General features: G+C 62.5%; 10 protein-coding genes and 3 tRNA genes. 11 read left to right on the plus strand and 2 right to left on the minus strand.

Going from position 1 to position 12,338, the window contains the following annotated elements; genetic code table 11:
* The first annotated feature begins 44 nt into the window (after positions 1-44).
* Together hupB and LCM4573_RS22855 are read left to right on the plus strand one after the other, a co-directional pair.
* A complete protein-coding gene (gene hupB, locus LCM4573_RS22850; RefSeq protein ID WP_046792784.1) occupies positions 45-320 on the plus strand; it encodes a DNA-binding protein HupB in 276 nt (91 codons plus the stop codon).
* 197 nt (positions 321-517) lie between these two features.
* Positions 518-2,713, plus strand: coding sequence for an esterase-like activity of phytase family protein (locus LCM4573_RS22855; protein WP_071008714.1), 2,196 nt, complete (start codon positions 518-520; stop codon positions 2,711-2,713).
* Between the two features lie 73 nt (positions 2,714-2,786).
* Here LCM4573_RS22855 and LCM4573_RS22860 read toward each other — a convergent pair whose 3' ends face one another.
* A complete protein-coding gene (locus LCM4573_RS22860) occupies positions 2,787-3,236 on the minus strand; it encodes a cupin domain-containing protein (RefSeq protein ID WP_157895535.1) in 450 nt (149 codons plus the stop codon).
* Positions 3,237-3,621: 385 nt separating this feature from the next.
* On the opposite strand from LCM4573_RS22860, the gene LCM4573_RS22865 reads away from it, so the two are divergent.
* Together LCM4573_RS22865 and LCM4573_RS22870 are read left to right on the plus strand one after the other, a co-directional pair.
* A complete protein-coding gene (locus LCM4573_RS22865) occupies positions 3,622-4,857 on the plus strand; it encodes a DNA repair exonuclease (protein WP_071008716.1) in 1,236 nt (411 codons plus the stop codon).
* 2 nt (positions 4,858-4,859) lie between these two features.
* The gene (locus LCM4573_RS22870; RefSeq protein WP_071008717.1) at positions 4,860-8,303 is read left to right on the plus strand and encodes a YhaN family protein; all 3,444 of its coding nucleotides are present in this window, start codon (positions 4,860-4,862) and stop codon (positions 8,301-8,303) included.
* Positions 8,304-8,398: 95 nt separating this feature from the next.
* Here the strand turns inward: LCM4573_RS22870 and LCM4573_RS22875 are convergent.
* A tRNA-Val gene (locus tag LCM4573_RS22875) sits at positions 8,399-8,474 on the minus strand.
* A 261-nt stretch (positions 8,475-8,735) separates the two neighbouring features.
* On the opposite strand from LCM4573_RS22875, the gene LCM4573_RS22880 reads away from it, so the two are divergent.
* The 7 genes from LCM4573_RS22880 to LCM4573_RS22910 all read left to right on the plus strand — a co-directional run bounded on the left by LCM4573_RS22880 (position 8,736) and on the right by LCM4573_RS22910 (position 12,326).
* A tRNA-Asp gene (locus LCM4573_RS22880) sits at positions 8,736-8,812 on the plus strand.
* A gap of 68 nt (positions 8,813-8,880) precedes the next feature.
* Positions 8,881-8,957, plus strand: a tRNA-Asp gene (locus LCM4573_RS22885).
* Positions 8,958-9,255: 298 nt separating this feature from the next.
* Positions 9,256-9,621, plus strand: coding sequence for an NADH-quinone oxidoreductase subunit A (locus LCM4573_RS22890; RefSeq protein WP_071008718.1), 366 nt, complete (start codon positions 9,256-9,258; stop codon positions 9,619-9,621).
* On the plus strand, positions 9,612-10,193 hold the full coding sequence (locus tag LCM4573_RS22895; RefSeq protein ID WP_071008719.1) for an NADH-quinone oxidoreductase subunit B family protein: 582 nt from the start codon (positions 9,612-9,614) through the stop codon (positions 10,191-10,193). Before LCM4573_RS22890 ends, LCM4573_RS22895 begins: the two co-directional genes overlap by 10 nt.
* Positions 10,194-10,210: 17 nt before the next feature.
* Positions 10,211-10,813 (plus strand): NADH-quinone oxidoreductase subunit C, encoded by a 603-nt coding sequence (locus LCM4573_RS22900; RefSeq protein WP_071008720.1) that lies wholly within the window; start codon positions 10,211-10,213, stop codon positions 10,811-10,813.
* Positions 10,814-10,887: 74 nt separating this feature from the next.
* The gene (locus LCM4573_RS22905) at positions 10,888-12,078 is read left to right on the plus strand and encodes an NADH-quinone oxidoreductase subunit D (RefSeq protein WP_071008721.1); all 1,191 of its coding nucleotides are present in this window, start codon (positions 10,888-10,890) and stop codon (positions 12,076-12,078) included.
* Positions 12,078-12,326, plus strand: coding sequence for a hypothetical protein (locus LCM4573_RS22910; protein WP_071008722.1), 249 nt, complete (start codon positions 12,078-12,080; stop codon positions 12,324-12,326). The genes LCM4573_RS22905 and LCM4573_RS22910 overlap by 1 nt, the downstream gene beginning before the upstream one ends.
* Positions 12,327-12,338: the final 12 nt, after the last annotated feature.

Consider the following 12,338-nt stretch of genomic DNA (forward strand, 5'->3'; position numbering starts at 1 on the left):
CGATTAAACGAGTCGTTCCAATACCGATTGAAAGGGGTGGAAACATGAACAAGACCGAGTTGGTATCCGCAGTTGCCGAAAAGGCTGGCCTCTCCAAGGCCGATGCCGCATCCGCTGTCGACGCCGTATTCGATGCCGTCCAGGCTGAGCTGAAGAAGGGTGGCGACATTCGCCTTGCCGGTTTCGGCAGCTTCTCCGTTTCCCGTCGCGAAGCATCGAAGGGCCGCAATCCCTCGACCGGTGCCGAAGTCGACATCCCGGCCCGCAACGTGCCGAAGTTCTCGGCTGGCAAGGGTCTGAAGGACGCCGTCAACAGCTGATGCGCCGCCCCTCGAGGGCACGCGGATATCTTTCGAGAATCGAGGGCCCGGCTTCACGCCGGGCCTTTTTCGTAAGCGTTCCATCCAGCCGCGATGAAGCTTGCGGAGTGTCATGCGGGCGTCATCGTATTGTCATGCACCTGTCACGCGGCTAGCTCAAAAGCCACCTGTTCGTTCCATGGACAGGAGGGCTTTCCATGACAATCCGTATTGCCGGCGCCGCGCTGACCGCGGCCCTGTTTGCTTCGGTCGCCGTACCGGCGAGCGCCGAACAGGTATTCAATCGCATCGCGTCATTTCCGGTGGCATCCAATTTGCCGGCCGACAAGGACAAGGCGTCCACGACCTCGGCGGAAATCATCACTGCCAGCGAGGACGGCAACACGCTCGTCTATTCCGATGCTCCGGGCAGCTCGATCGGCTTCGTTGATATCACGGATGCCAAGGCTCCCAAGGCCGGCGGATCGCTCGCCTTCGACGGCGAACCCAACTCCGTTGCCGTTGCCGGTCCGAAAGTTCTCGTGACCATCGACAAGACGGAAGACATGACGAAGCCGGCCGGTCAGCTTGCCGTGGTCGATCTTGCCGGCAAAAAACTGGAGAGCGCCTGCGATCTCGGTGGCCAGCCCGATTCTGTCGTCGTCTCGCCCGACAAGACTTTTGCCGCGATCGCCATCGAAAACCAGCGCGACGAAGAAGTGAATGACGGCGCAATCCCGCAATTGCCGGCCGGTGAGCTTCTGATCGTATCGCTCGACAATGGCGTCCCGGCTTGCGACAGCATCAAACATGTCGACCTGACCGGCCTTGCGACCGTGGCACCGGAAGATCCGGAGCCGGAATTCGTCAACATCAATGCGAACGGTGAAATCGCCGTCACGCTGCAGGAAAACAACCACGTCGTCATCGTCGACAGCAAGACGGCGAAGGTGACCGGTCACTTCACTGCCGGCACCGTCGATCTGGAAGGTGTAGACACCAAGACGGATGGCGCGCTGAATTTTACCGGCAAGCTCTCTGGCGTTCCGCGCGAGCCCGACTCGGTCAAGTGGCTCGGCACCGACCGCCTTGTCGTCGCCAATGAAGGCGACTGGAAGGGCGGATCGCGCGGGTTCACGATCTTCGACCGTAGCGGCAAGGTCCTGTACGACGCGGGAATGTCGCTGGAGCATGAAATCGCACGCATCGGCCACTTCCCCGAAAAGCGCGCCAAGAACAAGGGTGTCGAGCCGGAGGGCATGGAAGCGGCGGTCTTTGGCGGCCAGCAGTATTTCTTCGTGCTCACCGAGCGCGCCTCCATCCTAGCGGTCTACAAGGACACCGGCGGGGAACCTGAACTTGTGCAGCTTCTGCCGTCGGGCATTTCGCCGGAAGGCGCAGTGGCGATTCCCGGCCGTAATCTGCTTGCCACCGCCAATGAAGCCGATCTCGGCGAAGACGGGGGCGCCCGCGCGCATGTCATGATCTACGAGCTGGCGGAAGGCGAGAAGGCCTATCCAATGCTCGTATCCAAAGACACCGAAAACGGGCCGCTCGGCTGGGGCGCTCTTTCCGGTCTCGTCGGCGATGCGGAGAAGGAAGGCATCCTCTATGCAGCCAGCGATTCGGTCTACGGCATGCAGCCGTCGATCTTCACCATCGACGCGACGAAGAAGCCGGCCGAGATCACCAATGTGCTGCGGGTGACCCGCAACGGCCAGCCGGCCCAGAAGCTGGACATCGAGGGCATTGCGCTCGATGGCAAGGGCGGCTTCTGGCTCGCCTCGGAAGGGGATTCGTCCAAGCTCGTCGGCCACGGTCTCTACAACGTCAACGCCAAGGGCGAGATCAAGGCGGAGATCGGCCTGCCGGCCGAACTGCTCGCCGGGGAGACCCGCTTCGGTTTCGAGGGCGTGACGACGATCGGTTCGGGCGACGACCTGACGCTTTGGATGGCCGTTCAGCGCGAATGGAAGGACGATCCGAAGGGCACCGTCAAGCTCGTCTCCTACAAGCCGAAGTCCAAGGAATGGGGCGCCGTTCGCTATCCGATCGAGAAGACCGAGGAGGGCTGGGTCGGCCTGTCGGAAATCACCGCGCAGGGCGACTATGTCTACATCATCGAGCGGGACAACCTGCTCGGCGATGCCGCGAAGCTCAAGAAGCTTTACCGCGTCGCGATCGCCGACCTGAAGCCGGGCAAGCTCGGCGGCGAGCTGCCGCTCGTCACGAAGGAAGAAGTCCACGACTTCATTCCGGATCTCAAGGCCGCCTCGAACGGCTACGTGGTCGACAAGCTGGAGGGCTTCACCTTCGACAAGTCCGGCAAGGCCTATGCCGTGACGGACAATGACGGAGTGGACGATTCCTCCGGCGAGACGCTGTTCTTCCAGGTCAATCTGGCGACGAACTGAGGCCCGCAACACGAAAAACGGAAAGGCCGGGCATCGCCCGGCCTTTTTTTTTGCATTTGGTGATCCCGCAGTCTCATGACGAGACGGCATCGGGCTCGATGGTGCGGGCCCGCACCAGAGCCATATCCTTTGCGCCTGCATAGAACACGATGAGCTCGACCGGCATTGCGCCGGTGACGCCCCGATGTACCGTTTCCACCACTTCGAGAAATCCCTGGCCTTTGCCGAACATCTTCTTCTCGCCGGTTGGCTTCTCGATGGTGATTTCACCTTCAAGCACGTAAGCCGCACAGGGCATCGGATGATCGTGCCAGGGGAGCTCCGTGTTGGGCGGAACCGTTATTTTCAGGAGAGACAGTTCCGGCATGCCGTCGGGATAGGAGTTGCAGACAGTCCCGTCCCACGACGTGCCGCTCTGGAACAGGGTTTCCGATCGCAGTGAGATCGGCCGGTTGGCATCGAGCATATAGGGTGAAAGTCGTATCGGTTTGGAATGCGCGATCTGTATACTCGTGACCATCATAGGCCTCCGTTTGTCGGGTCAACAGTCATTCCTTGGGGGTGCCGGCCTTGGCATTCCTGAGCCGGGCCTTGCCGGCAAAAGCTTCCCTGTTCGCATCCCCGGCGGAAAACCGGGCGCGTCTCATTCTTTTGTGCTGATTGAATACTGTCGTCTCCGATCCCTCATGGGTCGGGTTGCAATTATGGTTTTACTTTATCGTAAGTTGCTTTGATTTGCAATGCAGCATTTAATGGTGCAATGCGAAATCTTCATGAAGGCTGGAGTGAAAAGACCGAGCGGACGAATGGCTCACGCTATCCACAGGCCGATTCGGCCGATGCTTTCTTCATGCCCGGCATTTGCCTAAAACAAGGGTTCATCTCGGCCAACCAATGCAAGCGATTCGATGACGTCCTTCCGTTTCATTCATGCTGCGGATCTGCATCTCGGCAGTCCCTTCCAGGGGCTGGCGCTGAAGGACGCCGCGATTGCCCAACTCTTCATCGAGGCAAGCCGCAAGGCTTTTTCCGCGCTCGTGGACCAGGCGATCGCGCAGAAGGTGGATTTCTTCATCGTTGCCGGCGATGTCTATGACGGCGACTGGAAGGACAACAAGATCGGCCTATTCTTCAACCGCGAAGTGGCGCGGCTGGAGCGCGAGGGCATTCCCGTCTTCCTTTTGAAAGGGAACCACGACGCCGAAAGCGTCATCACGAAGACCATCACGCTGCCGAAGAACGTGCGGGAATTCCCGGTCAACAAGCCGGGCACGTTCACGCTGGATCACCTGAAGGTGGCGCTGCACGGCCAGGGGTTTGCCGAGCGTTCGGCGGCGGAGAACCTGGCGCTTTCTTATCCGGAGCGGAACGCCGGCTGGTTCAATATCGGCGTGCTGCACACGTCGCTGACCGGCCGCGAGCCGCACGCGCCCTATGCGCCATGTTCCATCGAGGACCTGAGATCGCGCGGCTACGACTATTGGGCGCTCGGCCACGTGCATGACTACGAAGTGGTGAGCGAAGATCCGGTGGTGATCTTTCCCGGCAACCTGCAGGGGCGCAGCATCCGCGAACAGGGCGCGAAGGGCGCGGTGCTGGTGACGGTCGAGGATGGCCGCGTCAGCCACGAGCGGGTGATTACCGATAGCGCCCGTTTCGCCGAACTCGCCGTTGCGGTGGAGCCCGAGGATGATATTCCCGCCATCCTGCAGCGGCTGGAAAGCGCGCTTGAGCTGGTCGTGGAGCGGATGGAGGATCGGGCTTTGGCATTGCGCGTGAGGCTTACCGGCAGAAGCCGCTTCCGCCATGAGCTGACGGCGCGGGCCCAGGATTTCCGCGACGAGGTGCAGGCGGCCTGCCATCGCTGCCACGAGGATATCTGGCTGGAAAAGCTGGACGTGCGCCTGGAGCCGGAAACGAACGGCAAGGCCGTTTCCAGGGACATTCTCGGCATTGAGGGCTTGATTCTGACCGGCGCCTTCCCCTCGGAACTCGTTGCCGATGCGGAGGCCAGGATTGCCGAGATCGCGGCCCGCCTGCCGGGCGGTATCGGGGCCGGCGAGCTTGCTCTCGGCGGCGATGCCGAAACGCTCCTGGCGGAAGCCCGCGAGCTTCTGCTTTCCCGTGCGGCGAGGGCCGGCTGAACATGCGGTTCGATCGCCTCGACATCCTGCGCTATGGCGCCCTGACCGACCGCAGCCTTGCCTTCYGCCCGGATGCGAAACTGCATGTGATTTACGGGCCGAACGAGGCCGGAAAATCCTCCGCGCTCTCGGCCATCTCGGACCTGCTGTTCGGCTTCCCCGATCGTTCCGACTATACGTTCCTGCACGATTCCGGTTCCCTGCGCGTGGGGGCGCAGATCACCGCGCGTGATGGCGATGTTTTGGCGTTCCGGCGCCGAAAGGGGCGCAAGAACACGCTGCTTGCCGATGACGAGGCGGAGGAGGCCCTGCCGGAAGATGCGCTTGCGCCTTTTCTCGGCACGCTAAGCCGCGATGTGTTCGAGCGCGCCTTCGGGCTGAATTCCGCGTCGCTGCGCGCCGGCGGCGAGAACATGCTGAGAAGCGGCGGCGAAATCGGCAGCCTTCTGTTTTCGGCTGCTTCCGGCCTCACGGGATTGTCGAACCTGCGCAAGCTGCTCGAAGCCGAGGCCGACGGCATCTATGCGCAACGGCGTTCCAAGGACCGGCTGTTCTATCAGGTGCTCGACGCGCATGACGAGGCGCGAAAGACCGAGCGCGAAAGCGAGCTGAAATCCAACGACTGGAAGAAGCTGCTGGCCGAACAGGCGGAGATCGAGGCGGAGCTTGCCGAGGTGCTGGCCGAGCGGCAGGAGACGAAACGGGCGCTCGATCATTTGCGGACGCTGATGCGGCTGGAGCCGGTGTTGCGGGAGATCGATCGGGAGCAGGAGGCGCTTTCCCGGTATGAAAGCCTGGCCGATCTTCCGGCGGGCTTCGAGGAGCGTCTGGCGAAAGCGCTGGAGGGCGCGCGGGAAAATACCGAGGCCCGTCGCGTGGCGGAGATCGAAGTTCGGCGCCTGCGCGACGAGGCCGATGCGCTGCATGTGGACGAGGCGCTGATCGAGGCGGGCCCGAGGATTCTTGCGGCCCATGCGCAGAAGGGCGCCTATCTCAAGGCGCGGGAAGACCTTGGCCGGGTGCGCGGCGAAGTCGAGGATTTCGACCAGCGGCTTACCCAGGCTGCCCGGCGCCTGGGGCTTGCAGATGCCGCCGGCCTCGAACGCTACCAGCCGGCGGATGCGGATCTTGCGCGGCTGAAGGCGCTGGGGGACGAGGGGGCGGCGCTCGACCGCAGCCTGAAGGAGCTTCGCCAGCGGATCGACGAGGAGCGGCAGACGCTTAGGCGGTTGGAGGAGGAGGGGCCCGGTGCCCGCCTGATCGACCCGAAGCCCTGGACGGAGCAGTTCGCCGCCTTGCGTCCCGATATCGGCGCGCTTTCGGCTATCGAGGATCTGCAGGTGCGGGCAACGCGCGCCGAGGCGAATTTTCGCGCCGCTGCCGACCGGCTGGACCCGCCGGTGAAGGATATCGGGAAGCTGCTTGCCGCGCCGCTGCYGGATATCGCCGCTCTCACCAATCATCGCCGCATGATCGAGGCCGCGCGGGCGGAAAGCACGCAAGTCGCCGCAAGGCTTGCGGCGCTGGAAGAGGAGGTGGAGAGCCTTGCCGCCCAGCGCGCGGCGCTTGAAATCGGGGGCCGGATCGTTTCGCGTGAGGATATCGCGATTGCCCGCGCAAGCCGCGACGAGGCCTTGAAGGCAGCGGAGGCGAAGCCGGGCAGGGAAGGATACGCCCTCCTGTCGAGCGCCATCACCGCGGCTGACCGCCTGGCGGATGCGGCGCTTTCCGATGCCGAAAGGGTCTCGCGCCACGCCCAGATCGCGCTTCGGCAGAGGGAAATCGAAGGGCAGCTCGAAAGGAGTCGGGAGGCGGCGCGGGAGGCGGAGATCGCGCTGTCCGATGCCGTTACCGATTTCGAGGATGCCTTCCAGCCAGGGCTGGTTTCTCCCGCTACGCCGGAGCGGATGATCGAATGGCGCCGAGCGGTCGATGAGCTGTCGCGCCAGGCGGAAGGCCTCGACCAATTGCGCGACGAACTCGATATCCTGCGGCTGAAGGAGGAGAAGCTGAGGCCGGCGCTATTGTCTCTCGCCGATGCTGTTGGCCTCCCCGCCGCCGCGCTGCCGACCGTGCCCCTTGCGCGCGGGATCGAACGGAAGATCGGCGAGATCGCCGAGCGCTGGAGCGAAAGCCGCGCGCTGGAGGGAAAGCGCCATTCCGCCAAGGAAGCCCTGGAGCGGCTGGAGGAGCGCGAGATGGCGCTTCGCAGGGAAACGGAAATCTGGGAGCGGACATTTTCCCAGGCGCTTGCCGCCGTCGGCCTGCCGGAGGACGCCAGGATGGAAATGGCGCTCGCCGCCCTCGATCTCTGGCGGGTTGTGCCGGATCTCATGTCGGAGCGCGAAAACCGGAACCGGCGGGTGCGCGGCATGGCGCGCGACATGGAAGGCTTCGAGGAGGAAATGCGCGCCCTGTGCTTGCAGGTCGCGCCGGATCTCGGCTCCATCGCGCCGGATGTCGCGGCGGGCCTGCTGAACGAGCGCGCCATGGCCGCCAATGCGGACGCCAAGCATCGCGCCGCTCTCGTCGCGGAGCTGGAGCGCGCTGAGGCGGCTCTGGACCGTTCGAAGAGCGACGGCGAGCGGCTTCAGGAAGAGCTCGCGGCGCTTGCCCAAATGCTTTCGTGCGATATCGCAAAGCTCGGGGATGTCCTGGAGGATCTCAGGCAGCGCAGCCGGCTGGAGGAGAGCTTGCGTCAGGGCCAAAACCGCTTTGCCGAGCAGGCCGATGGCCGGGACGAGCAGACGGTACGGGCCGCACTTGCCGATTTCGATCGGGTCGCAGCCGCTCTGGAGGTCGAGAGGCTGGAGGCGGAGGATGGCCGGCAGGTGGACCGCATCGCGGCTCTGCGTGCCGGCGAGGCGGACAATCTGCGCCGTCGCCGCGAACTCGAAACCGGCATCGGCGCCGAAGGCGCGGTTTTCCGCAAGCTTGCGGCGGAGGAGGAGGCGAGGGAGCTTGCGCGGCGCTGGGTCGTGCTCAAACTTGCCACGAGCCTTCTCTCCTCATCCATGGAGATCTACCGCGAACGGCGGGCCGATCCCGTGATGCAGCGGGCGGGGCAAGTGTTTTCGGAGCTTACCGGCGGCCGATTCGCGCGGCTCCTGCAGCTCTATGACGAGAGCGACGAATTGCAGCTCGCCGTGGAACGAAAAACCGGCGAACAGGTGCCGCTTGGCGGGTTAAGCGAGGGCACTGGAGACCAGCTCTATCTGGCCCTGCGGCTCGCCTTCCTGGAGGATTACTGCGGCCGCAACGAGCCTGCCCCGCTGATTCTCGACGATATCTTCCAGACCTTCGACGACGAGCGGACGGCTGCGGGCCTTCGCACGCTCGCCGCCGGCGGCGACCGATTCCAGACGATATTGTTCACCCACCAGATGAGCGTGGTGGAAACCGCCAAGCGTGAGATCGGCGAGGGGCTGGATCTGGTGGTGCTGTAGGACTGGCGGCAGGTCGGGCTGAAAGAAGAGCGCACGAGACGCGCCGCCGATCGAAACTCGGCTTCAAAGATTTCAGCAAACTTTAGGGGAAAGAATGGTGGGCGATGAGAGACTCGAACTCCCGACATCCTCGGTGTAAACGAGGCGCTCTACCAACTGAGCTAATCGCCCTTTCGCGGCTGCGGAACCCGTCCGCCGCGTCGGTGGCCGTGATCTATGCGGATCGCGGAAAAACCGCAAGAGCTTTCGTGATGTTTTTTTGAATTTTTTGCTGAAAGCCGGCACGGAAAGGGGAGGGGCTGTGCAAATTGCCTCCCGTCATTCTTTTGTCTTGAAACCTGCTTGACACCCGATGCCGAACCTCTTAGTTAGCCGCTCAACCGAGCGGTCGAGGCCGCACGGCGAAGGGCCAACGCCCTTTTTGAGAAATGCGCGGGTGTAGCTCAGTCGGTTAGAGTGCCGGCCTGTCACGCCGGAGGTCGCGGGTTCGAGCCCCGTCACTCGCGCCATTCTCCTCCTCGAAATCGACCGGTCTCTTTTAAGGATTGGTCAAAATGCCGCAAGCCGGCATTCATGCGCGGGTGTAGCTCAGTCGGTTAGAGTGCCGGCCTGTCACGCCGGAGGTCGCGGGTTCGAGCCCCGTCACTCGCGCCATTCTCTTTTACCGGCATGTTTTCCCTCTCCTAATCTGTGTTCCGGTGCCTTTGCCGGGCGTTGCGGAGCCGTGTCCGCTGCCATAAGCTGTGCTGTAAGCTTGGAATTGCTCTCCTGATCAACCTGTGGTGATTGTGGGACGCCTGCTCCATTTTGGCGGGGCAAGGGGTGCTCAAAAGTCTTGCACCGGGGCTTCGCCTGCGCTAGTCACACGGCGTGTTGCAATGCACGTTTGCTTGGCCCGCGCATTGTTGATCGAGCGCCGCCCGGTGCTTTTGGCCAGCAAGGATCGAATGCCATGAGTGAACTCCTCGCTTCCTATATCCCGATCGCGGTCTTTATCGGTATTGCCATGGTGATCGGCCTGGCGCTTCTGATCGCGCCTTTCGCCGTCGCCTACAAGGCGCCCGATTCGGAAAAGCTTTCGGCTTATGAATGCGGCTTCAACGCCTTCGACGATGCGCGCATGAAGTTCGACATCCGGTTCTATCTCGTCTCGATCCTTTTCATCATCTTCGATCTCGAAGTCGCCTTCCTGTTTCCCTGGGCGGTATCCTTCGGCGATATCGGCTGGTTCGGCTTCTGGTCGATGATGGTTTTCCTGGCGGTCCTGACCGTCGGCTTCATTTATGAATGGAAGAAAGGAGCGCTGGAATGGGCGTAGTCGACACCGGCAGCACCCTGGTCGCGCCGCAGCCCAAGGGGATCATCGATCCGAACACCGGCAAGCCTATTGGCAGCGACGATGCGTTCTTCGGCGAGATCAATAACGAACTCGCCGACAAGGGCTTTCTCGTCACTTCCACCGACGAGCTGATCAACTGGGCCCGCACCGGTTCGCTGATGTGGATGACCTTCGGTCTCGCTTGCTGCGCGGTCGAGATGATGCAGCTCTCCATGCCGCGCTACGATGTCGAGCGTTTCGGGTTTGCGCCGCGCGCCTCGCCGCGCCAGTCGGACGTCATGATCGTCGCCGGCACGCTGACCAACAAGATGGCACCCGCCCTGCGCAAGGTCTATGACCAGATGCCGGAGCCGCGCTACGTCATCTCCATGGGCTCCTGCGCCAACGGCGGCGGTTACTATCATTATTCCTATTCGGTTGTTCGCGGCTGTGATCGAGTCGTGCCGATCGATATCTATGTTCCGGGCTGTCCCCCCACGGCGGAGGCGCTGCTCTACGGGGTGCTTCTGCTGCAGAAGAAGATCCGGCGTACCGGTACGATCGAGCGCTGAGGGCGAAGGACGAAGCAATGACTGAAGCCCTGAATGAGCTTTCCTCCTACATCCGCGAGACGCGTCCGGAACTGGTGAAGGATGCGGTGATCGCCTATGGCGAGCTGACGCTGACGGCCGAGCCTGATGATATCGTGCCGCTGCTCACCTTCCTGCGCGACGACGTGCAGTGCGGGTTCGTGAGCATGATCGATATCTGCGGGGTGGACTGGCCGGCGCGCGAGAAGCGTTTCGACGTGGTCTACCACCTGCTGTCGCCGCGCCAGAACCTGCGTATCCGCATCAAGGTCGCGACCGGCGAAGACGAGCCGGTTCCTTCTGTTTGTCCGGTCTATCCGGGCGCCGACTGGTTCGAGCGCGAAGCCTGGGACCTCTACGGTATTCTGTTCACCGGCCATCCGGACCTGCGCCGCATCCTGACGGACTATGGTTTCGAAGGTCATCCGCTGCGCAAGGACTTCCCGACGACCGGCTTCGTCGAGGTTCGTTACGACGATGCTGCGAAGCGGGTGGTCTACGAGCCGGTGGAGCTGCGCCAGGAGTTCCGTAATTTTGATTTTCTGTCTCCGTGGGAGGGTACGGATTATGTCCTACCCGGAGACGAAAAGGCGAAAGCTTAAAGTCGGCATATCGGGCCGGCTGACCACGTTTTTCCGCCCGGCGCGGCTTTTCCGTCCGGCATGGAGCAAGCAGTATGACTGAACACAACGTCCGCAACTTCAACATCAACTTCGGACCGCAGCATCCGGCCGCGCATGGCGTGTTGCGGCTTGTGCTGGAGCTGGACGGTGAAATCGTCGAGCGGGTCGATCCGCATATCGGATTGCTTCACCGCGGCACCGAGAAGCTGATCGAGACGAAGACCTATCTGCAGGCCGTTCCCTATTTCGATCGCCTCGACTACGTCGCGCCGATGAACCAGGAGCACGCCTTCGCGCTCGCAGTGGAGCGGCTGATCGGGCTCGAAATCCCGATCCGCGGCCAGCTCATCCGTGTGCTGTTTTCCGAAATCGGCCGTATCCTTTCGCATCTCCTGAACGTCACGACCCAGGCAATGGACGTCGGCGCGCTCACCCCGCCGCTCTGGGGCTTCGAGGAGCGCGAGAAGCTCATGGTCTTCTACGAGCGGGCCTCCGGCGCGCGCATGCATGCGGCCTATTTCCGGCCGGGCGGCGTGCATCAGGACCTGCCGCCGGAACTGGTCGAGGATATCGGCACGTGGTGCGACGAATTTCCGGCGAAGCTCGACGACATCGACGATCTCCTGACCGGCAACCGCATCTTCAAGCAGCGCAACGTCGATATCGGTGTGGTGAAGCTGGAGGATGCCTGGGCATGGGGCTTTTCCGGTGTCATGGTGCGCGGCTCCGGTGCCGCCTGGGATTTGCGCCGCGCGCAGCCCTATGAATGCTATTCCGAGCTCGATTTCGACATTCCGATCGGCAAGAACGGCGACTGCTACGATCGCTATCTGATCCGCATGATTGAGATGCGCGAATCCGTGAAGATCATGAAGCAGTGCGTCAACCGCCTGCTGGGCGATGCAAGGACGGGGCCGTTCTCTTCCACCGACGGCAAGGTCGTACCGCCGAAGCGCGGCGAGATGAAGCGTTCGATGGAAGCGCTCATCCATCACTTCAAGCTCTACACCGAAGGCTACCATGTGCCGGCCGGCGAGGCTTATGCGGCCGTCGAGGCTCCGAAGGGAGAATTCGGCGTCTATCTCGTCTCCGACGGTACCAACAAGCCCTACCGCTGCAAGATCCGCGCGCCGGGCTATGCCCATCTGCAAGCCATGGACTTCCTCTGTCGGGGGCACCAGCTTGCGGACGTTTCTGCGGTTCTCGGCTCGCTCGATATCGTGTTCGGTGAGGTGGACCGCTGATGCGCCGACTGATCCTGACGGCATTTGCTCTGCTGGCCGCCTCCGCTGCGCTTGCGCAGGAGCGGGCGTCCTCGGACGCGATCAAGGGAAGCTCCACCATTGCGGACCTCCTGTCGAAGGGATTTGAGATCAAGGCAGCCGTACCCAACGGTACGACAAAGTTCATAGTGTTCATGCAGAAAGGCAATTCTGCCTATGCCTGCGAATTCCTCACCGTCACCAAGACGCGGTGCGGAACCTTAAACTGATAAGGCGTGAAA

Origin of the sequence: Rhizobium sp. LCM 4573, from assembly GCF_001854865.1 — a bacterium.
Lineage (GTDB): Bacteria > Pseudomonadota > Alphaproteobacteria > Rhizobiales > Rhizobiaceae > Neorhizobium.

Coding starts and splice junctions, on each gene's coding strand:
- hupB (WP_046792784.1), top strand. CDS start 45: ATGAACAAGACCGAGTTGGTATCCGCAGTTGCCGAAAAGGCTGGCCTC.
- LCM4573_RS22855 (WP_071008714.1), top strand. CDS start 518: ATGACAATCCGTATTGCCGGCGCCGCGCTGACCGCGGCCCTGTTTGCT.
- LCM4573_RS22860 (WP_157895535.1), bottom strand. CDS start 3,236: ATGATGGTCACGAGTATACAGATCGCGCATTCCAAACCGATACGACTT.
- LCM4573_RS22865 (WP_071008716.1), top strand. CDS start 3,622: ATGACGTCCTTCCGTTTCATTCATGCTGCGGATCTGCATCTCGGCAGT.
- LCM4573_RS22890 (WP_071008718.1), top strand. CDS start 9,256: ATGAGTGAACTCCTCGCTTCCTATATCCCGATCGCGGTCTTTATCGGT.
- LCM4573_RS22895 (WP_071008719.1), top strand. CDS start 9,612: ATGGGCGTAGTCGACACCGGCAGCACCCTGGTCGCGCCGCAGCCCAAG.
- LCM4573_RS22900 (WP_071008720.1), top strand. CDS start 10,211: ATGACTGAAGCCCTGAATGAGCTTTCCTCCTACATCCGCGAGACGCGT.
- LCM4573_RS22905 (WP_071008721.1), top strand. CDS start 10,888: ATGACTGAACACAACGTCCGCAACTTCAACATCAACTTCGGACCGCAG.
- LCM4573_RS22910 (WP_071008722.1), top strand. CDS start 12,078: ATGCGCCGACTGATCCTGACGGCATTTGCTCTGCTGGCCGCCTCCGCT.